The organism is Bacillus sp. S4 (assembly GCF_040838205.1).
Lineage (GTDB): Bacteria > Bacillota > Bacilli > Bacillales > Bacillaceae_G > Bacillus_A > Bacillus_A cereus_U.
Genome location: NZ_JBFPJI010000035.1, coordinates 1 through 20,426, shown reverse-complemented (window position 1 = coordinate 20,426; position 20,426 = coordinate 1). Strand labels below are relative to the sequence as shown.

Genomic DNA, 20,426 nt, shown 5'->3' with positions numbered 1-20,426 from the left:
GTATCGAACGTATATTAACTTCGTTTAAACTAAAAATGAAATTTGTTTCATTTTTGTAAATATACAGTTATCTTTATGTGAACTGCCACATTTATACGAGCACGTTTTGTCTAATAGACAACTAACTTTTCCCTATAAAAACTATTACGAGGTATGAGCCTATGAAACTATCACGATTTTATTTTTTTTGTCCATTCTTAGCACATCGGCCATGCTGTTACATTTAATAGTAGTAAAAGATAAATTAAAAGGGAGGGGTTATATTGAAAAACAAAAAAAATATTGGCTGTTTCGCTCCTTTATCTATCATTTGCCCAGACCCTTGTCCACCGCCCCCTCCTCCAAATCCAAATTGCGAGCTAGTAACAAATGAATTTGCAGGAAATTTCCTCATAACTAATAACACCATTCCCTCTGCCAAAGGTGCATCACAATCAATGATACTGTGGCAAAGTGATGGGATACTACTTATATCAGGTACTGTCTCGGTTTACAATAGTACTAGCAGCACCGAAGCAATTACAATTCAAATCGTCGGAGCAGTAACCAATATTTTCACTGTATTTCCTGGTAATACAATATCTTATATGGGTAAGGATTTACAATCCGTCAGTATTATTAATATACAAAGTAATCCTTCTCTATATTTAGAAGGCAAGTACTGTTGCCAATTTACATGTTGCTTATAAAATAAATATTTCATTACTCCCTCTATTCAAAAAAGCATACCATTTAAGGTATGCCTTGTTATGAAATTGAGTAACGTACTGTAATACAAAACTCTCCTTGATTAACAGTCGTTCCCGTCGTTGTAATTCGAACAGTAGTAAAGTGCCTCACTGTGAAAGTACCACTACTTTGCGGTTGTACAGTAATCGTATCGACTACTGTAGCACCTACTAAAAAATCCACTGTAATTGGATTCGCACCTGTATCATATTTTACATAACCTGAACCGTATATTTCTTGTGTAAGATTATTCGTATATACAATTTGAGTACCCGCACCTGTAATTGACCAGTCTGCACATACTTGATCTTGCACAAGTGTTTTATTAGTACAACAAGACAAACTGGAACTTCTCATTCCCATTTCAACCCTCTCCTATTCTTCTACGAAAGTGAATAGCGTGTCGTAATACAAAATTCTCCCTGATACGTTCCAGCAGGTGTTGCAGGTAACACAACTTGTATACTATCAAAGCGGCGATACGTAAACGCGATACTCGTTCCTGGGTTTAATGTTTGTGTATCAATTGTAGCCCCAGCAGAATCAAGTGCTTCTACAGTAATTGGGCCTGGTCCAACATCATATTTAACAAAGCCAGTACCAATTACATTTTGGTTAATATTATTTGTATAGAGAACATTATCAATTGCTGTTGTAGCTACAGTAGCAGACCACGGACTACACACTTTATCTTGCACATAATTTTTATCTGGACAGCAAGTTAACGCTGACCCTGAGCACTCACAAGACATAGTTGTTTCCCCTCTCTCTTTTATATTCCCTATATGTGTATGTCCTTCAGAGTCTTTTGCCTGTACTATTCATCTATTTTCAAAAAATAATCAAACCATAGCGCTAATGACTAGATAGATTCAGTTTTGTTTCGTTTTTTCATAAATTTATAGATAAAGATACTACCTACAACAATAAGAACGACCACTAATATAGGTAACATATATTGTCCAACAACACCCGCTGCTTTTTCCCAATGCGGACCTAATTTCATTCCAAAATAAATATACAAAGTCGTTAACGGGAACATTGCTACAAATGTATATATGCTAAATTTCCATATGTTCATTTTCGCCATACCACATGGAATGGAAATAAGCGTTCGAACTCCCGGGACGAAGCGTCCAACAAATGCTACAACCGGTCCATATTTCTCAAAGAAATCATCTGCTTTTTGAATTTGTTCTTCTTTAATGAAGAAATATTTACCGTATTTCACCAATACAGGGCGCCCGCCGTAATAACCGAGCGCATATAACGTTAATGGTCCTGTCGTTCCACCAAGTGTTCCGGCTAACACCGCAAGCCAAAAATTCATATCTCCCTCGTACACCCAATACCCAACAAGCGGCAAAACTACCTCTGCTGGAATAAACTCAAAAGTTAAAGCTAACACAACTCCAAAATAAGAAAACTGCTTTAAATACTCAATTATATCTAAAATAATTTGCTCCATACTTTTAACCCCTATCCTATATTTATATTATGCTTTTCTTGCAATTGAACTGGTGCCATCTTTACGATTCGATTCAAAATGAATAACACAATTCCAATATCATCTAAAATACCAATAAACGGCAAGAAGTCTGGAATGAAGTCGAGTGGCATCGCAACATACCCAACTAAAAAAGCAATAGATAAAATTTTCTTCTTTATGGAAACCTCTTTTGAAGTAAAAAAGTCAAATAAGAATGGAACAAAACGGCGGACATGAAATACAACTCTTAATCTACTAAAAAGTTTTTTCATTTTCTAGCTCCTCTCTTTGTATACAAAAAGGACCCTACCAAATATGGTAAGGGTCCTAAAAAAGACAATAAGGGGCCTTTACCATTGCTGGTAAAGGTCTCACTAACAACAAAACGTTGCCAATAAAGCCGAGGGTTTCTCCCTGTAATGACGACTTTACTGTAATAAGTTACTCCCCTTTAGATACACAATTTTATACAATCACATTAAGATATTTGGAGGGGCTTGTCAATATTTTTTTCATAATGAAACCTGTTCGCATACCTCTATCACTGTTACAATTTGTCTACTTAGTCTTCCCTACAATCTATTTTTAAAGCGGATTACATTTCGGTATCTCTAACCCTGAGGATTGTGCTAACTTCAATAAATAGTAACACTCCTCCCTCGCCATATGATCCGCCATCCTGGCTGATAATGAACTTAATATTTGCTCAGACAACTCTAATTCTTCTACTTCTCGAAGGAAATGCGAGAATAACTTTAGCTCTAGTGAAACGTCTTTTGTAAACTTCTTCAAAGCTGGAAAATGTTTCAGTTCTGCCCGTAAATAACCTGTCATTTCAACTGCTTTTAAATAAAATTGTTCAAAATGTTTAGCAAACAAATCACTTTTCTCCTTCAATCTTTTTTCCACAACATCTAATCCACCTGAAATAGAACCAGCATGCCCTGCTGCATCCGTTAACCACGCGAGATGATAGTGTAGTTCATGAAAAATGGGCGGGACTTCTCCCCTCCCTAAGTATTCTAATACTGTTATATATTCCTCCACTTCATTTACCATATGATTAATAAAAGTCGGAGTAAAATGAATTACAATTTTACCTTCCAATTGCTTTTGTATAATATTTAATTTAAATGCTCGAATCTCCTCTGCAGCTTGTTCTGCATCTTTTGAAAATGCAATAAAATTTACAGTATGAATTTCATTTAAAAAGTTCGTGAATTTCCCTACAAAATAGGTGGCTTTCTGTATATCTTCTTTCTCCTGTGGAGCTAAAGCATCTAGTAAAAACTGAGCATGATCCCCGAGAACTTTGAGCCAAAATTTATGTTCAAACAGTGCGCTTTCTTCATACATTCTATCCACGCTATCCCCCCTATGGTTACTCATGCCTCTGATGAAATTTGAAGCTTATAGCAATCTGGATCATAAAGAGTAATTACCACCCCATCCGCATGCTGTTCTTCCGCAAAAGATATTTTGTAAAACTGTAATTTTCTCTTTACTTTTTCCATATCAAGAATTGAAAAGGTTATTAATTCACACGAAGAATTAGCAACCTTCTCTCGCCCTCGTAAATTCCGATTTACCACAAAACAAATTCTCGTTGAACCAATATCATACCAAACACCTGTTACATGTAGTTGAGGTCTCTCCTTGCTTGGTTTAAAGCCTAAAATCCCTTCATAAAAATACAATGTTTCCTTTAAATTTTTTGATTCTAATACGATACATATTGTAATGCCTTCCATCCTCAACTCCCCCTGTCTCTATTAGTTTTCTATATGAGTCATAATTTACAATTATGTACGAATACAATACATAGTAATGGATATTTCATTTATAAAGGAGGGTTGTAACATGGATAAATTCATGAAATCCTACATACCTTATCATGGTCCAAACGATCCTTGTCCTCCAATTGGAAAGAAATATTATTCAACTCCCCCGCACTTATATATGGGTTTTCAACCAACTAATTTACCCCAATTCACACCAAAAGAAGCTTTAAGAAAAGGGACTTTATGGCCTGCTTTTTATGATTATTATGAAAATCCTTACAAAAAAGGACGGTGAATAAAAACGTGACACAAACATTGCCTGATGAATATTACAAATGGATTGAAGAGCTGCAAGAATTAGACTTTGTATTAGTTGAACTTACTCTCTATTTAGATACGCATCCCGAGGATACTGCAGCTATAAATCAATTCAACGATTTTTCTTATAAACGAAGAGTATTAAAACAAAAAATTGAAGAAAGATACGGACCACTTCAGCAGTTTGGAAACAGTTATTCTAACGCTCCATGGGAATGGAGCAAAGGCCCTTGGCCATGGCAAATATAAAGTGAAACTTTAATCAGTGGGGGTTTTGTTCATCCCCCACTGATTATTAGCCTTCACCAATCGAGCGTTTACGGGCAGCAGGGCTTCCACCCAACTTCTTTGCTCCAGCCGAATTTTGAGGGGGGAGTCTTACTGCCCGCAAATAGCGGGATAAAGGAGAGAAACTATGTGGATTTATGAAAAAAAATTACAATATCCTGTTAAAGTGAGTACTTGTAATCCAGCACTCGCAAGATTATTAGTTGAACAGTACGGTGGTGCGGACGGCGAACTAGCTGCTGCTCTTCGCTACTTAAATCAGCGTTATACTATTCCTGACAAAGTCGTTGGCTTACTAACTGATATTGGTACAGAAGAGTTCGCCCATTTAGAAATGATTGCTACAATGATTTATAAATTAACAAAAGATGCAACACCTGAACAAATGAAAGCTGCCGGATTAGACGCGCATTATGCGAATCATGACAGCGCTTTGTTTTATCATAATGCAGGTGGTGTTCCTTTTACTGCCACTTACATTCAAGCGAAAGGAGATCCTATCGCAGATTTATACGAGGATATTGCAGCTGAAGAAAAAGCACGAGCGACTTATCAATGGCTAATTGATTTATCAGACGATCCCGATATAAATGATAGCTTACGCTTTTTACGCGAACGAGAAATTGTCCATTCTCAACGTTTCCGAGAGGCTGTAGAAATTTTAAAAGAAGAACGTGATAGGCAAATTTATTTTTAATACACATATCCTAGCGATATGTGTTTTTTTACGTTAAAAGTCAAATCCTTCCTTCATTAACATACAAATAGTATATTTATTCAATTTTACGCATTATTTTAAAATATTTTTAAAATTCCCTCTTGCTTTCTAGTCATCAGACCTTTAAAATAATAACAGTTACTCGACAAATTATTTGAATTTTCGACAAAAACACTCATTAGGAGGATTTTCTTTATATGCGTACAACTTTAAAACCAGCGCAAATACTTTCGATTAGTTTACTACTATTCGCAGTTTTCTTCGGTGCTGGTAATATGATTTTCCCGCCCCTTCTTGGTCTTTCTTCCGGAGAAAATATGTGGGTTTCCATTACAGGATTTATTATTACGGACGTCGGTTTATCTTTACTAGCTATCGTGGCTGTTGCCCTTGCTGGTGGTAGTTTTAATACTTTAGCAAGCCGTGTTCATCCAAAATTCGCAGCAGTATTCGCTATCATTATTTATCTTTCAATCGGCCCACTATTTGTTATTCCACGAACTGGAACTGTATCTTACGAAATTGGAATCGCACCACTCTTCCCGGATCAATGGTACTCTATGTTAGTCTTTAGTGCGATTTTCTTTACAGTCGTCTACTTCTTATCATTAAATCCATCCAAACTAGTAGATCATATCGGAAAAATATTAACGCCAATTTTACTTGGAATTATTGCAATTATGGCAACAAAGGCGATTCTTTCACCAGGATCGTTCGCAGAACCTGTTGGTGACTATAAAGAAATCCCATTTTTCAAAGGATTTCTCGAAGGCTTTTTAACATTAGATGCAATCGGAGCTCTCGTATTATCAACAATTGTTGTAAATGCAATTCGCCAAAACGGTATACAAGATAAGAAATCCATTGCGAAATATACAATTATTTGCGGAAGCATTGCTGCCCTTTTCTTAACAATTGTTTATTTCTTACTCGGTTATATTGGCGCTTCAAACGGAAACTTAGGACAATTTGAAAACGGCGGTCAGCTATTAGCTACTGTTATGTATCAATTCTTTGGGACAAGCGGGAATGTTTTATTAAGTATCGCAATTATCTTTGCTTGTTTAACGACTGCAATCGGTGTTGTAAGTGCATTCGCCAACTATTTCACAACAGTGCTAACAAATATTTCATATAAAAAGCTTGTACTATACGTTTGTATATTTAGCTTCATCATTTCAAACTTAGGCTTAAGCTTATTAATTAAAATTACATTACCTGTATTAATTATTTTATATCCAATTACCATCATTTTAATTTTCGTATCATTTATTGATAAATATACGAAACGTAAACCTTCTGTCTATATCGGAGCGATGATCGCGGCATTCATTATTAGCTGTATTCATGCACTTGATAATGTGGGAATGATTCCAAACTTTATCGCTAATATCGTACACACGATTCCTTTTTATAACTTAGGAATCGGCTGGATCGTTCCGGCAATAATCGGTGGTATAATCGGATACTTTATTCCGCAAACAGAAGCTGAAGGTGAAGTTTCTACAAAATAGAAAGAAGCAAGCATTGATTATGCTTGCTTCTTTTTTATTTTCACATCGTATGTTTAAAAGTAAATAGCTCTTCTTTTGACTGCACAGCAGGTTGTTCCTTTTCTACATCTGTCTTCTTTATCTCACCGCCTAACCTTACTTTCATCATCGCTTCTTCTATGCTTTTCACAATCATATTTCCTGAAAAGATAGTAAGTCCAAAAAATGTAATTGGAACGAGAGGAATCCATGGATGCACTGTTAATGATCTAAAATAAACTCCAATTAAACCTGACCATTCATGTGTGTAAGAGTCTATTTCTTCTACCGGGCCTAAAAACTTAACAGTTCCGCCAAAGAATACTTCCAGTAACCCTAAGTGCAGTAAAATAGTAAGAGTCTGCGTAAACTGCTGAAGAAATACAAGTATAAACGTCATATATAGGTGCGGAAAAAGATGCTTTATAACAATATGTCTTCTTGATCCACCTAATATGCGCGCGGCATCAATAAATTCTTCCGTTTGTAATTTACGAACTTCCTTCGCAACATACAGTGCAATAACTGGCATCACAAGCATTACAAGTAATACAACTTGAAACGAAGCCCTTTCAAAAAAAGTTGTTGTTTCCTCTCCACTTCCAAATCTATTCACAGATTGAAGAAAGAAATACGCAATCATAACCGTCGGAATAACTGTGAAACTATCAAAAAAAGCCTCAATCTTTGAAAAGCCTCTTTTTATATATGTTCCGAGTACAACACCGAAAAACACACCTATTACCATTCTAAGTGCCGCAATTAAAATAGATATACCAATCGTCCACTTCGCGCCTTCAATGACTAAATGTAAAAGGTCATATCCTTTCCGGTCTGTCCCGAGTAAAAATTGTAATGAAGGTGAAAATGGTGGCACTTCTGGGTTTCCTGACGCATCATATTGCAGTGTAACTTTTTTAATCTGTCCATCATTCCATATCATATTTCCGATGCTCAAAAGAACTAATATGAGAAGAAACCCAATGCTTATCCAAAACCTTTTATCGCGTTTTATATACGTCCACATATTATAATCTCTCCTTCATCGCAGCTGGAATGAGGTAATGAAACAATTTAAATAAAATAAAAATTGGAATATAAATAAGCAGCACACTAACGATGAAAACCTCAACCCTAATACCCTCATACGATTTCAAAAACATAAAAATACCACCCGTATTAAAAATCCATTCTATAATATATAAATTAGATAACATAAAAAAAACATTCGTTTTCGCAAAGAAAAGTGTACTAAGCAACACATTTCGTAAAATATGACGATTTAAAATATGAAAACGATCCAGCCCTTTCGCCTTAGCAAATAGTACATAATCTTTTTCTAGCTCATTTTCAAAACGAAGCACTAACATTTTTACAAACATAATCGTAGTCGGTATACTCAAACAAAATATTGGCAATCCTCTAATCGACTCGCCTCCGATTGACGCAATTTGAAAAGGTAAAAAACCTGTTTGTTTAAAAAACCATATAACTAAAATTTGTGATCCTAAAATAAGAAGAATGTCTGGAATGGATTCTAGGAGGATGAGAAATGATTTAATTCGATGTTGTATACGCGGTGAACTACTCATAATCACATAAACAATACAAAATGCTACAAATAATGAAATAAAAAAAGCAGCTAAAAAAATAACAATTGTTTCTTTATAATGGACAAACAACTGTGGGAATAAAAATTTATCTCTCACATATTGCAAATTGGAGATGTCCATTAAGTTCACAAACACTTCTTTTAAACTCTTTATGTACGTTGATGCACGCAGCTCAAATCCATAAAATAATTTCGGCAATGCCCCTAAACAAATAATACCCAAAATCGAAATAATAAATTGAATCGTCACTTCCATTCCATTCAGAAAAACTTTTTTGACCACGTTTTCCCTTCTCTCTATATGTAATTTTCCCTCTAATTTTATTCTTAATTTTCTGAATTGTAAATATTTATAAAATAAAAAATCGCTAGGTTATGATCCTAGCGACTCTTTATGCACATGCTCTTCTCTTTTCGCAAACGGCATATACAAAATGAAACATCCAATAAGCGCCGCAATTTCTAATGAAATAATATAGTAAGGATGCGGCCCTAACATATCGAGTAATGAAGCTGTTTCTGGCTTATGAGCTAAAAACATATAATTGCCACCCGTTTTATAATTCACAAATGAAACTATTGGAATTACTATGTTTAAAAATATCATCGTACGCTTAATCGATTGCAAGGTAGGTCTATATCCTTCTACCCACGTCATAAAGAGCGGTGCCCAAATGAGTAATACATGTGCAATGAAGAATTCTATAAAGCGAAAATGTGGAAAAGCGTATTGCAAGTTTGGCGTTAAAATAGCTTGTGATGCACCGATAATTCCTGTAAAAAACACAATCTCATATATTCTATAACTTTTCGTTACAATCATAATCGATGCTAACAATAAACTTATCGTACATAACTCAAATGGTAATGAAGTGCCTAGCTCAAAAATACCCGCTTTCCATTCCCACATATGAAGTCCAATCTCACTTCCTACAAATAGAAATGCAATCGCATATCGAACCGTTATATTCCACTCACTTTGACGTAATACATCTTGGTATTGATACAGAAAAATTATCCCCACCAACACAATAAATAATATAATGGCATGTTGTCTTGAGTATGGAATAAATGGTTTTAATGGATACGCACTAAAATAAGCTTCCATCTTCCTTCCTCCTCTCCTTCATACAATATTATTGTAAGAAAGTAACAACGAGTCAATTCATCTGCTTAAAGCATAAGTTTCACTAGGACAACCTCTACCTTACATTTGCATATCCATACCTTACAAAACTGTAAGGTTATTGTAAGCTAAAACGATTTGTCAGATTCTTCACCTCTTCTATACTTAATGTAGATACTAAAACGAACGAAAAGGTGATAAATAGATGAAGAAGAAAAATAAAGTGTTAATTACTAGTGTAGTAGCAATCGGAATTGCAGCTGGATCATATTTTGCTTTAGCTGGCGGTAGTTCAGAAGTAGCAATGGCATATGGCGGTTATAAAGTTACGGAAAAACAAATTGAAAATGCACAAAAATTTGGCGGCGAAGTTATTCCAAATGGAATTGAAACAATTTCATTCGATCCAACAAAAGGTACGTATGAATTAGCTGTTAAAAAAGGTGATGAAGTAAAAAAAGGTCAGCTTCTGTTTAAATATAATGACCCTACCGCTAAACAAGGTGTAACGGAAGCAGAAATGCAGAAGAAAATCGCACAAAAAGAAGTAACATTATATCAAAAACAAATTGATGCAGCGAAACAAAAATTACAAAAAGATAAAAATGCCGGCCTTCCTCAGGAAGCATTAAAAGCATCGGAAATCGAAGTGCAACAATTAGAATCACAACTTGAAATGAAGAAGTTTGAAGTAGAAAAAGCTGATGAAATGATTAAAGCAGCAAAAGAGAAAGTAAACACACTTTCTGTAACAAGCCCTGCTGATGGTGTAATTGACGATATCGTAAAAACTGCTGATGAAAAAACAGGTATGAGTGGCATTACTCTTCGTCACGCTGGTCAATTTAAAGTAAAAGGTCAACTTTCTGAATATGAACTTGCTAGTATGAAGGTTGGGCAAGAAGTAACTGTTTCATCAAAAACGGTCGCTGGTAAGACTTGGACAGGGAAAGTAACAGAAATCGGTTCTACACCATTAAAGAGCATGGACGAAAATAAAACTGTTTCTAACTATCAATTCACTGTCACATTAGATAATAGTGAAGAATTACAAAACGGCTTCCACGTTTACGTAACAAGTAAATCTGGCGAAGCAACTGGTACGATTGTTCCGAAAAGCAGTATTGTGAAAAAAGGTGACAAAAATGTTGTCTTCGTTGTAAAAGATGGTAAAGCGAAAGAACAAGCGGTTACTGTTGAATTCGAGACAGATAGCGAAGCAAAAGTTTCTGGAGTGAAAAAAGGAGAGCAAATTATCTCTAAACCTGAAAAAGACTTAAAAGATGGTATGGAGGTTGTCGTTGAATGATTAACTTAAAAAGCATCACGAAATCCTTCCAAAACGGTGCAGAATCCGTTCAAATATTACACGGAATTGACGTAACACTGAACCAAGGAGAATTCACTTCTATTATGGGACCATCTGGTTCTGGTAAATCAACATTAATGAACATTATCGGTTGCTTAGATAAACCAACGACAGGTACGTACGAACTAGCTGGTCAAAACATTTCAAACATGTCTGAGACCGAACTTGCACACGTTCGTAATAAAGAGATCGGGTTCATATTCCAAAACTTTATGTTACTACCAAGACTTACAGCACTACAAAATGTTGAATTACCTCTTATTTATGCAGGTGTTGATAAAAAAGAGCGACGTGAACGTTCACTAGCAGCTTTAACAAAAGTAGGTTTAGCTGATCGTGCTACTCACTTACCAAATGAATTGTCAGGTGGACAAAAGCAGCGTGTCGCAGTCGCACGTGCAATCGTAAATAACCCGAAATTTCTCTTAGCAGATGAACCGACGGGTGCACTTGATACGAAAACAAGCACACAAATTATGGACCTCTTTTACGAACTAAACGAACAAGGCTCAACAATCATTATGATTACCCATGATCGTGAAATCGGGGAAGCAGCAGCGCGCCAAATTGTAATTCGTGACGGAAATATCGTCCAAGATTGGAGAGGTTAATTTTGAACACGAGTGAAAATATACGCATGGCCCTTTCCTCTATCTTTGCTCATAAAATGCGTTCTATATTAACGATGTTAGGTATTATTATTGGTATTAGTGCCATTATTACTATCATTTCAATGGGTGATGGTACAAACGCAAAGTTTAAAAAAGAGTTAGGCCAAGGAAAAGATACTGAAGTAACGATTTACTACAACAACCCTGATTATGGAACTGATAGTGCCAAAATCACACCTGATATGTTAAAACGTCTTCAAACTGTACCAGGCGTTAAAGATGTTTATCCAGATGTAAGTATGAAAGTAAAAGCATCTTCTGGTTCAAAGGATGTCTCTCTTGATTTAAAAGGTGGAACAGGCGCCTTCATGACAGATGCGAAAATAAAATTAGTTCACGGTCGTGAATTAAATGATAGTGAATTAAAGCAAGCAATCCCTGCTGTTATTTTAAATGAAGAAGCTTTCAATAAATTATTTAACGGCTGGGAATCAAATTTATACACTGACATAAAAGGAAAGCCATATAAAGTAGTCGGTGTGTATGAAACGAAAAATGATTTCGGAATGGCGATGTCAGAAGGCTATACATCACTTGAAAACGCTCCTGTAATCTCAGGAGTAACTGAGTATGACTCTGTAAGATTAATATTAACTTCGCCAGCAGAACGTAAAAGTGTAGAAAAACAAGCCGCTTCTGTTCTAAACGAAATGAAAGCTCCTAAATTTGAGCATAAATTCGAAGCTCAAGATATGGGTGAATTTACGAAGCAACTAGATGAATCAATCGGTATGATGAAAATGGTATTCGGTGGTATCGCTGCTATCTCCTTACTTGTTGGTGGTATCGGTGTAATGAATATCATGCTTGTATCTGTAACAGAACGTACACGTGAGATCGGTATTCGTAAAGCACTTGGTGCAACGCGCGGTAAAGTATTAACGCAATTCTTAATTGAATCTTGTATTTTAACAGGACTCGGTGGTTTCATCGGATTCATGCTCGGTATCTTCTTCGCTTGGATCGTCTCAATCTTTGCCGGATGGCCACTCGTTATCTCAAAAGAACTTGGACTTCTTTCAGTAGGTATCTCAATGCTAATCGGTATTGCATTCGGACTACTACCAGCTAACAAAGCTGCTAAACTTGATCCAATTGAATGTTTACGATATGAGTAAATAAAAAACGTAGGAGTTTACATTCCTACGTTTTTTATTTTATTGAAGGCAAATGTAATTTTATCGACGTTTTGACAAAAATAAGAACCTCTAACTTCTATTATATAAAGTAAAACTATACTCAGTGGGAGTTTTGTTCATCCCCCTCTGAGTATTAGCCTTCACCAATCGGGCGTTTACGGGCAGTTAGTCTCCCACCTAACTTCTTTGCTCCAGCCAAATTTTGAGGTGGGAGTTTTACTGCCCACAAATAGCGGGATAATTCTACTGCAATTCGTGAACCAATTCATAACGATATCGTCCCTTTAAATCATGTTTCTTCTATTATATATGTTTCATGTTACTAATATCTTTTTATCATTTAAACTTTCATTTCTCGCGAAAGCTATCAAGCAATCCTATTATTACAAAAATAATATGTAAAAGAACAAATTCAAGGCGTAATTTTTTCCATACTACAACTTATTTTGTAACAATTATATCTCTATTTCATTAAAATTCACCCTATATATATGACTTCACACACAAAAAAATTATATTTTTATAACTAAATTGCAATTTAAACAGTTAAACACCCCTATTTCGTAACGTTACAGAAATACCAGTGTAACTCTACTGATACATTATTAATCTATTAGTAATTAAAATAGTATTGATTTTATGAATACTATGTTCTAACCCCCTAAAAACCGAGAAGAAAACGCTATCAGGATATTAATGGAATTATTACAGAATATTAATGCCTCGTTACGAATGCTTTGTAGTTTTGTGTTTTCCGCAAATAAGAAAATAATGGTTGCTATAATGAGGTCAACGAAAACAAATGCAATGGAGGCTATTATGAAAAAATTTATGGGTATAGCAACAGCAGCGGTTTTTGGTCTTGGGATTTTCACAACATCTGCTAAAGCAGAAACAATCGTAACGACTGATGTACTAAATGTACGAGAAAACCCAACTACTGAATCACAAGTTGTCGGAAAGTTATTAGATGGATATAAAGTTAACGTTTTACATACAGAAAACGGATGGTCAAAAGTTAAATTAAATAGTGGTAAAGAGGCTTTCATAAGCGCTGACTACACAAAAGATACTTACTACGTAACAGCAAACGTATTAAACGTACGTGCTGGTGCAAACACAGACTCAGAAATTCTTGGTAAGTTGAAACAAGATGATGTAATCGAAACAACACACGAAGTGCAAAATGACTGGATTCAATTTGAATATAACGGAAAAACAGCTTATGTTCATGTTCCTTACTTAACAGGTAAAGCACCAGTTAAAGTTCAACCAGCAGTTAAAGTTGAAAAAGCAATTAAAGTTCAAGACACAGCTAAAGTTCGTGAAGCAGTTAAAGCTGGAGAAGTAGCTGAAACTCAAGCAAAAGCTAAAGCTCAAGAAGCAACTAAAGCTCGTGAAGCAGCTGAAGCTCAAGCAGAAGTTAAAGCTCAGGAAGCAGCTAAAGCTCGTGAAGCAGCTAAGGCTCAAGCAGAAACTAAAGCTCAGGCAGATGCTGAAGCTCAAGCAGAAGCTAAAGCTCAAGAAGCAGCTGAAGCTCGTGAAGCAGCTAAAGCTCAGGAAGCAGCTGAAGCTCAAGCAGCGGCTAAAGCTCAAGAAGCAGCTAAAGCTCGTGAAGCGGCTAAAGCTCAGGCAGATGCTGAAGCTCGTGAAGCAGCTAAGGCTCAAGAGGCAGCAGCTGAAGCTCGTAAAGCAGCTAAGGTTCAAGAGGCAGCTGATCGTGAAGCGGCTAATAAGGCTCAAAAACCAGCTACACAACAACCTGTTGCAAAAGAAACTGAGAAAAACACACAATCTTCTTCTCGCGAGTTCCAAGTTGTAGCAACAGCTTACACAGCAGATCCACTTGAAAATGGTTATAAAGCAGGCGACCAAGTAAAATCAGCTTTAGGCCATAACTTAACAGCTAATCCAAACATGAAACTTATTGCAGTTGATCCAAGTGTAATTCCATTAGGTTCAAAAGTATGGGTTGAAGGTTACGGAGTAGCAATCGCTGGTGATACTGGTGGAGCTATTAAAGGAAATAAAATTGACGTTTTAATGCCAGATAAAGGTACATCAAGTAACTGGGGACGTAAAACAGTTACAGTGAAAGTTTTAAACTAATTACTATATAAAAAAGAGTCAGTCTCAACGTTGAGGCTGACTCTTTTTTTATGATTCTTACATTCCTTGTCTTCCCTATTCCACACAAGTAAACTGCGTCCAAGCCCCTACATAATCTAGTAAGAACAACTCCTCTTCAGCAATCGTACCGACAATATTTTTCCGTTCATCTATCGGCATTTCTTTCAAAATGATTTGTAGCTCACCTTTATACTTTCCGAATAGGTTATTACCAATCACCACTTGCCCTCTTTCCTGCAGTACACTTTCGCGTACTGGGAAGTCATAGTCTTTGTACTTTTTACGTACTTCTGTAGAACGTACCATATATTCTGTTATGTCGCCGCGTCTTACGTGTAATTCTTGCAGAGTCGCTCTCTTCTCTACTTCAGTCGCTTCATCTACAAATTGTACTTTCAGCTGCAACATGTAACGATTTAAGTTTCCTAGTTTCTCTAACTCTTCTTCGCTCGCATAAGCATTTCCGATAATGACATCATCGATTAGCCCTGTTGCCCATAAATGTTTCGCTTGTACTTCAATTGGAAGATTACGATGCTCTTCTAATGTACATAATCCGTCGTTAATATCCCATGGACCGATGTTAGCAGCATGTGACGTAATAAAGGCTGCACTGCGAATTCCGTGCTTTTTAAAACGTTCACTACAGCGAATGAAATAGTCGTACGGAAGACCAGTAAATTTTTGCGGATAGAAGTTATGGCAACCAATTAAAGCTGATTTATTCGCCTGATGCGAAAGGATATTTTCTAAATAGGCAATATCATTACTTACGTTTAACTCAATTTTTAAATCGTACGGATTATTCGTCATTTTTGCTTCAGTTAATCCGTCAAACCCTATATCTAAACGAATACCGTCTGCACCCATCTCTGCAAAGAATGATAGATCACTATAACTAATACCAAGTTGATCGAATACAGCCGGAGCTACATCTAAAATAACTTCCATATCGTGCTCTTTTGCATGTCCAATAATTTCTTTAAATTCAGCTACGATTTCCTCTTTCGGACGATTAACAGATAGTAAACAAGTGAATATTCTTGAAAAACCGTGACGTGCCGCTGCTGAAATGTATGCCATATCTTTTTCTTTCGTTGAATGCTCTGGATAAAGTGAAATTCCTAATTTACGCTCCATGCTTTTGCATCTCCTTCACACGTTGTATTAATGCCATGCTCGTAAATCTATATTTTGCAGATAAACATGTTGCACATAAAATCGTTGGTACGATAATAAAGAATGGTGATTGTAAGCTAAATGCTACATAAGCTCCCATTGAACATCCGATAAACAATATCGACACAAGTAGTAAAACTAATAACGATTTACTTTGTACCCATTTTGAATAATGCGCAATGCACTGCCCTGCTACGAATGTAATTAAGATGATAATTGCTCCGAGCATTCTGTTTTCTCCTCTCCTGCTAATTGTTGTTTCTCATACATTTTGAAGAATGGATAGTAAATAACGAATGAGATAACAAAGTTAATAAGTACAAGTACACCAGCCATAATTGTCCAGTCCGTACTAATAATAGCTGCAATTGGCGCTAACATCGTAAATGGCAGCTTCGCCATCATCAATGGAATCATACCTGAAACAACTGCGAAATATGATACTGTCGTTGTAACTAACGGTGTAATAACGAACGGAATAATTAAAATTGGATTCATTACAATTGGTGCCCCGAAAATAATTGGCTCGTTAATATTGAATAAACCTGGTACGAATGATAATCTACCTAACTCTTTTAGGAACTTAGATTTAGAGAACATAAACATAATTACTAAAGCTAACGTTGAGCCTGATCCACCAATCCATACGAACCATTGAATAAATTGCTCTGTAAATAAGTTTGGTAATTGATGTGCATTTCCTGTAGCCGTGAATACTTCCATATTTTCAAGAATTGCTGAATCCCACATCGGACGAATGATTGGTCCTAAAATCGCTGGACCATGTATACCGAACGACCAGAAGAATACGATTAGGAATACTGTTAATAAACCACCGAATAAATTATTCCCTACTAATACTGACTTTAATGGTGCAATTAAATATGTGATCGTTGTATTTACATCAAATTTCAAACCGTAACGAATACCCCAGAATAAAAGAATAACTACTAAAGTTGGAATTAATGCTGCAAATGAATTTGCAACTGCTGGTGGTACACTATCTGGTAATTTAATCGAGATATTATGCTTAATCATGAAATGATAAATTTCAACTGCAATTAATGCTGTCACAATAGCTCCAAATAAAGACGTAGCACTTAATGTCCCTACTGAAATATATCTTCCTGCATCAATAACACCTGGTACAGCTTTTGTTATTTGAATTGGTTCAACTGATGCTAGTAAGAAGGCGAGTACAGATAATAATCCTGCACTTAACTGATTGAGCTGATAAAAGTTCGCGAGTGAGGCCCCTACCCCAAATGCTGCGTATAAAGCCATTAAACCTACTGTAAATCGGAATGGAATATCTAAAATATGGCGAAACGGTGCAATCCACTCCATATATGCATCAATTGGTAAATTTAAAAAGATAACGAAAAATGACCCGACAATCGTTAACGGTAATGTAGAAATAACTCCATTCCGAATTGCTAATAAATGTCGTTGCCCCGCAATCTTTTGCGTTGTCGGCATAATCTTCTGTTCCATAAAACTCATAAAACCATTCATCGATAACCCTCCCTATGTTCAATCTGTCGAAAACAAAAGTTATAACATTATAATGTTTATATTTAAAAAAATATAATTACGCTAAAACTAACTGTTCAGCTTGCTTAAGTACTTTCAAACCATCACACATGCCATAATCTCGTTGTTCTATAATTGCAACTGGTATATCATATGACTTCGCAAGAAACTCTATCGCTGGAAACAAATACTTCACCTGTGGTCCAATTAAAACAACATCAGCATTTTTTATTTCCAGTTTCACAAGTTCCGAATCGACTGCTTTAATTTTATAATCCTTCCCTTGTTTCTTTGCCTCTTCTTGCATTTTTCTTACAACCATACTCGTTGACATGCCTGCTGCACAACATAATAAAATGTACATATTATACTGTCACTTTCTCTTCCACTCGTTTATGAAGAGTAATAAATTCCTCAGCAAGTTCTTTCACTGTAATGGCATTCATTAAATGATCTTGTGCATGCACTAATAATAAACTTATTTCTGCATGGTTTCCTCTTGCTTCCTCTTGAATTAAATCCGTTTGAATACGATGAGCGGATGATATTTCCTCACTAGCAAGTTCCATCTTTTCACTCGCATTCTGAAAATCTCCTTGTCTTGCAAAAGCGATCGCTTCAAGTGCCGCGCTTCTAGCGTTGCCACCATGTAAAATTAATGCAAATGGAGTTTGCATATCAGTCATTTAAAATTCCTCCAAGCTATGTTTTTTCTATATTCTTATCTTATTATGAAAACGCATACAATTAAACATAAAAAACTTCCGTTATGTAACGGAAGTTTTTATATACTTTTCTTATAAAGATAATAATATCTCTTGGAAATCTTCAATTACTTCAGCCTGAGTTAATTTCTCTATCGTATTCTGGCTAGACATAATATCATATAAAAAATCATAAAGCTTTTGTAAATCTTCATTATTATTGTGCTTCACACTAAATAAAATAATAACTTGTACTTTCTTATCTCCCCAGTCAACAGCCTTTTCAAGTGTACAAAACATCAAAAATGTTTGCTCACTTAATAACTGCATCGGGTGTGGAATCGCAACTAAATTCCCAACCGCTGTAGGAGATGTGTTCTCTCTCTCCATAACAGAAGCATAAAAGTTTGCGGGTACATAACTTTTCGCAGCAGCTTTCTCACATAAAAACTGGATAACCTCTTCTTTCGTAGAAGCACTACGATTTAAGAAGATCAAATCTTCCTTAATATATTGCTGCACACTATTATTCACATGCGTAAATAACTGCTGACCAATCGATTTAATCTCTTTATCATCAAATATTGAATTCACTTTTATAACTGGCACAGGCAAACCACTCGGTATATGAATCGTACTAATAATACAATCTACTTTATCTTTATAAAGGTCTTCTACTTTCAATTGATAATAGCCTGTAATACCTACAATCTCTAATTTATCTCGAAACTGTGATAGAATTTTATATTTCAGTAGCTGTGCACTCCCTTGACCAGTCGCACAAACTAATAAACATCTTTTCTTTTGATTATTTTCTTGTAAACGGCTCATCGCCCCTCCAAAGTGAATGGCAATATAACCAATTTCACTCTCTGGAATGGATTCACCCGTATATTCACCAATTATATCTCCAACGAGAACTGCAATTTCAAAAGCATATGGATAATTTTTTTTCACTTCTGCTAAAAGAGGATTTCTCGTATTTAATTTATATTTCAAACGATTTAATAATGTTTTTAAATGAACACCAAAACCAAATAATAATTCTTCATCATAATAAAAAGTAAGATTCCGTTCTTCCGCTACTTTGAAAAGAATATGCTGCATGAATGCATATACATCTTTCCCTAATAGCTCTTCCACATTTTCATAGCGCTCTCTTGCTATAACAGCAGTACTTAATAAATGCATCGTCACATATAAAATTTCTTCTTCTGGAAATTGAAGTTTTAGCTCTTCCCCTAAATTCCCTAAAATCTGTTTCGCAATTTTATATTCTTTCTTTATTATAAGTTCAGATTCCTCTACATGCAGTGCTTGAATGTAATGATCATCCCTGCATCTCTTTAAAGCAATCGCAATATGAATTGATAAATTATCAATTTCTATATCTGATAAATATATCGTTCCTCCCTCGATATACTTTAGTATAACTGAGCGGATGAGAGAAATATGGGGTAACGATAAATACGTGTCCGTCTGCTCATAGTTCTCATGAAACGGAGTATGGTCATACCGCGGTAAACCATATTGTGATAAACAAGAACGAATATTAAATTCTTCTCCCACAATACGTATACCATAATATGGTCTTTTTTCAATTTGTAACTCATAGCGACTACAAATATCCGTAACATCTTTCATAATTAAGTTTACAGTAGATTTGCTCACATAAATCTCTTCCGCTAGCTGTGAAAGCTTCATATACCCATCTGTCGTTAAAATACGTTGTAAAATATAAGCTACTCTTTCTTCATAAGAAGTTGGAATCTTTTCCGTCTGTTTTTGAAATACATTTAAGCAAAAATCTTCAAACTTCTTAGTTTGTATAATTTCTAGTTCGTACCCATTCCCCCTTTGTGATTCAATTTTCGCTCCGTGTTCTTCCAATATATCATTTAATAATTTTATATCCTTTTGAATCGTCTTCGTTGATACATGTAAACGGCTCGCTAAAAAAGCTCGATTTAACATCGATTTCTCTTCTAAAAACTCCTCTAAAATGGAAATTAATCGCTGATGCACTTTTGTCATAGCTCTTCCTCTCGCTCTTTATATAAAGTGAAACTTTAATCAGTGGGGGTTTTGTTCATCCCCCACTGATTATT

At 35.6% G+C, this 20,426-nt stretch carries 24 protein-coding genes; 9 read left to right on the top strand and 15 right to left on the bottom strand.

What is annotated here, in order from left to right; genetic code table 11:
* Positions 1-263: 263 nt before the first annotated feature.
* Entirely contained in the window at positions 264-689 is a 426-nt protein-coding gene (locus AB3X48_RS07000) for an S-Ena type endospore appendage (RefSeq protein WP_002159165.1), read from the top strand.
* 58 nt (positions 690-747) lie between these two features.
* Here AB3X48_RS07000 and AB3X48_RS06995 read toward each other — a convergent pair whose 3' ends face one another.
* From AB3X48_RS06995 to AB3X48_RS06970, 6 genes are all read right to left on the bottom strand, one after another.
* Positions 748-1,092, bottom strand: coding sequence for a DUF3992 domain-containing protein (locus tag AB3X48_RS06995; RefSeq protein WP_002159166.1), 345 nt, complete (start codon positions 1,090-1,092; stop codon positions 748-750).
* A gap of 20 nt (positions 1,093-1,112) precedes the next feature.
* A complete protein-coding gene (locus AB3X48_RS06990; protein WP_002203338.1) occupies positions 1,113-1,481 on the bottom strand; it encodes a DUF3992 domain-containing protein in 369 nt (122 codons plus the stop codon).
* Positions 1,482-1,591: 110 nt separating this feature from the next.
* Positions 1,592-2,197: a DedA family protein gene (locus AB3X48_RS06985; RefSeq protein WP_002203339.1), complete on the bottom strand. Its 606-nt coding sequence runs from the start codon at positions 2,195-2,197 to the stop codon at positions 1,592-1,594.
* Between the two features lie 11 nt (positions 2,198-2,208).
* Complete coding sequence (locus AB3X48_RS06980; protein WP_016103810.1) at positions 2,209-2,490, bottom strand: YkvA family protein; 282 nt, start codon at positions 2,488-2,490, stop codon at positions 2,209-2,211.
* A 313-nt stretch (positions 2,491-2,803) separates the two neighbouring features.
* Positions 2,804-3,583, bottom strand: coding sequence for a DUF2935 domain-containing protein (locus tag AB3X48_RS06975; RefSeq protein WP_033710462.1), 780 nt, complete (start codon positions 3,581-3,583; stop codon positions 2,804-2,806).
* Between the two features lie 20 nt (positions 3,584-3,603).
* Complete coding sequence (locus AB3X48_RS06970) at positions 3,604-3,969, bottom strand: VOC family protein (RefSeq protein ID WP_016103809.1); 366 nt, start codon at positions 3,967-3,969, stop codon at positions 3,604-3,606.
* Positions 3,970-4,078: 109 nt separating this feature from the next.
* On the opposite strand from AB3X48_RS06970, the gene AB3X48_RS06965 reads away from it, so the two are divergent.
* From AB3X48_RS06965 to brnQ2, 4 genes are all read left to right on the top strand, one after another.
* A complete protein-coding gene (locus AB3X48_RS06965) occupies positions 4,079-4,294 on the top strand; it encodes a spore coat associated protein CotJA (protein WP_000357172.1) in 216 nt (71 codons plus the stop codon).
* 8 nt (positions 4,295-4,302) lie between these two features.
* Positions 4,303-4,566: a spore coat protein CotJB gene (locus AB3X48_RS06960; RefSeq protein ID WP_033714627.1), complete on the top strand. Its 264-nt coding sequence runs from the start codon at positions 4,303-4,305 to the stop codon at positions 4,564-4,566.
* A 166-nt stretch (positions 4,567-4,732) separates the two neighbouring features.
* Positions 4,733-5,302: a spore coat protein CotJC gene (gene cotJC / locus AB3X48_RS06955; protein ID WP_002140479.1), complete on the top strand. Its 570-nt coding sequence runs from the start codon at positions 4,733-4,735 to the stop codon at positions 5,300-5,302.
* A gap of 218 nt (positions 5,303-5,520) precedes the next feature.
* A complete protein-coding gene (brnQ2, locus tag AB3X48_RS06950) occupies positions 5,521-6,837 on the top strand; it encodes a branched-chain amino acid transport system II carrier protein BrnQ2 (protein WP_016103807.1) in 1,317 nt (438 codons plus the stop codon).
* A 40-nt stretch (positions 6,838-6,877) separates the two neighbouring features.
* Here brnQ2 and AB3X48_RS06945 read toward each other — a convergent pair whose 3' ends face one another.
* From AB3X48_RS06945 to AB3X48_RS06935, 3 genes are all read right to left on the bottom strand, one after another.
* Positions 6,878-7,882 carry an ABC transporter permease gene (locus AB3X48_RS06945; RefSeq protein WP_016103806.1) on the bottom strand — a complete coding sequence of 335 codons (1,005 nt, stop codon included), beginning with the start codon at positions 7,880-7,882 and terminating at the stop codon, positions 6,878-6,880.
* 1 nt (position 7,883) lies between these two features.
* Positions 7,884-8,750, bottom strand: coding sequence for an ABC transporter permease subunit (locus tag AB3X48_RS06940; protein WP_016103805.1), 867 nt, complete (start codon positions 8,748-8,750; stop codon positions 7,884-7,886).
* A 90-nt stretch (positions 8,751-8,840) separates the two neighbouring features.
* Positions 8,841-9,575 (bottom strand): YwaF family protein, encoded by a 735-nt coding sequence (locus AB3X48_RS06935; protein ID WP_199715085.1) that lies wholly within the window; start codon positions 9,573-9,575, stop codon positions 8,841-8,843.
* Between the two features lie 223 nt (positions 9,576-9,798).
* Between AB3X48_RS06935 and AB3X48_RS06930 the strand changes: the two genes are divergently transcribed.
* The 4 genes from AB3X48_RS06930 to entC all read left to right on the top strand — a co-directional run bounded on the left by AB3X48_RS06930 (position 9,799) and on the right by entC (position 14,881).
* On the top strand, positions 9,799-10,902 hold the full coding sequence (locus AB3X48_RS06930; RefSeq protein ID WP_002203346.1) for an efflux RND transporter periplasmic adaptor subunit: 1,104 nt from the start codon (positions 9,799-9,801) through the stop codon (positions 10,900-10,902).
* Entirely contained in the window at positions 10,899-11,573 is a 675-nt protein-coding gene (locus tag AB3X48_RS06925) for an ABC transporter ATP-binding protein (RefSeq protein WP_016103803.1), read from the top strand. Before AB3X48_RS06930 ends, AB3X48_RS06925 begins: the two co-directional genes overlap by 4 nt.
* A gap of 26 nt (positions 11,574-11,599) precedes the next feature.
* Positions 11,600-12,751 (top strand): ABC transporter permease, encoded by a 1,152-nt coding sequence (locus tag AB3X48_RS06920; protein ID WP_418883982.1) that lies wholly within the window; start codon positions 11,600-11,602, stop codon positions 12,749-12,751.
* A 717-nt stretch (positions 12,752-13,468) separates the two neighbouring features.
* Positions 13,469-14,881, top strand: coding sequence for a cell wall-binding protein EntC (gene entC, locus AB3X48_RS06915; RefSeq protein ID WP_016103801.1), 1,413 nt, complete (start codon positions 13,469-13,471; stop codon positions 14,879-14,881).
* Positions 14,882-14,956: 75 nt separating this feature from the next.
* On the opposite strand, the gene AB3X48_RS06910 is transcribed toward entC, so the two are convergent.
* The 6 genes from AB3X48_RS06910 to AB3X48_RS06885 all read right to left on the bottom strand — a co-directional run bounded on the left by AB3X48_RS06910 (position 14,957) and on the right by AB3X48_RS06885 (position 20,352).
* On the bottom strand, positions 14,957-16,042 hold the full coding sequence (locus AB3X48_RS06910) for a DUF871 domain-containing protein (protein WP_016103800.1): 1,086 nt from the start codon (positions 16,040-16,042) through the stop codon (positions 14,957-14,959).
* Positions 16,032-16,310, bottom strand: a complete 279-nt coding sequence (locus tag AB3X48_RS06905) for a hypothetical protein (protein WP_002150399.1) — start codon at positions 16,308-16,310, stop codon at positions 16,032-16,034. The genes AB3X48_RS06910 and AB3X48_RS06905 overlap by 11 nt, the downstream gene beginning before the upstream one ends.
* Entirely contained in the window at positions 16,286-17,596 is a 1,311-nt protein-coding gene (locus AB3X48_RS06900) for a PTS sugar transporter subunit IIC (protein WP_002063903.1), read from the bottom strand. The genes AB3X48_RS06905 and AB3X48_RS06900 overlap by 25 nt, the downstream gene beginning before the upstream one ends.
* A gap of 76 nt (positions 17,597-17,672) precedes the next feature.
* Positions 17,673-17,978, bottom strand: coding sequence for a PTS sugar transporter subunit IIB (locus AB3X48_RS06895; protein WP_016103799.1), 306 nt, complete (start codon positions 17,976-17,978; stop codon positions 17,673-17,675).
* A gap of 1 nt (position 17,979) precedes the next feature.
* The gene (locus AB3X48_RS06890; protein ID WP_002125414.1) at positions 17,980-18,300 is read right to left on the bottom strand and encodes a PTS lactose/cellobiose transporter subunit IIA; all 321 of its coding nucleotides are present in this window, start codon (positions 18,298-18,300) and stop codon (positions 17,980-17,982) included.
* Between the two features lie 111 nt (positions 18,301-18,411).
* Complete coding sequence (locus AB3X48_RS06885; protein ID WP_016103798.1) at positions 18,412-20,352, bottom strand: BglG family transcription antiterminator; 1,941 nt, start codon at positions 20,350-20,352, stop codon at positions 18,412-18,414.
* Positions 20,353-20,426: the final 74 nt, after the last annotated feature.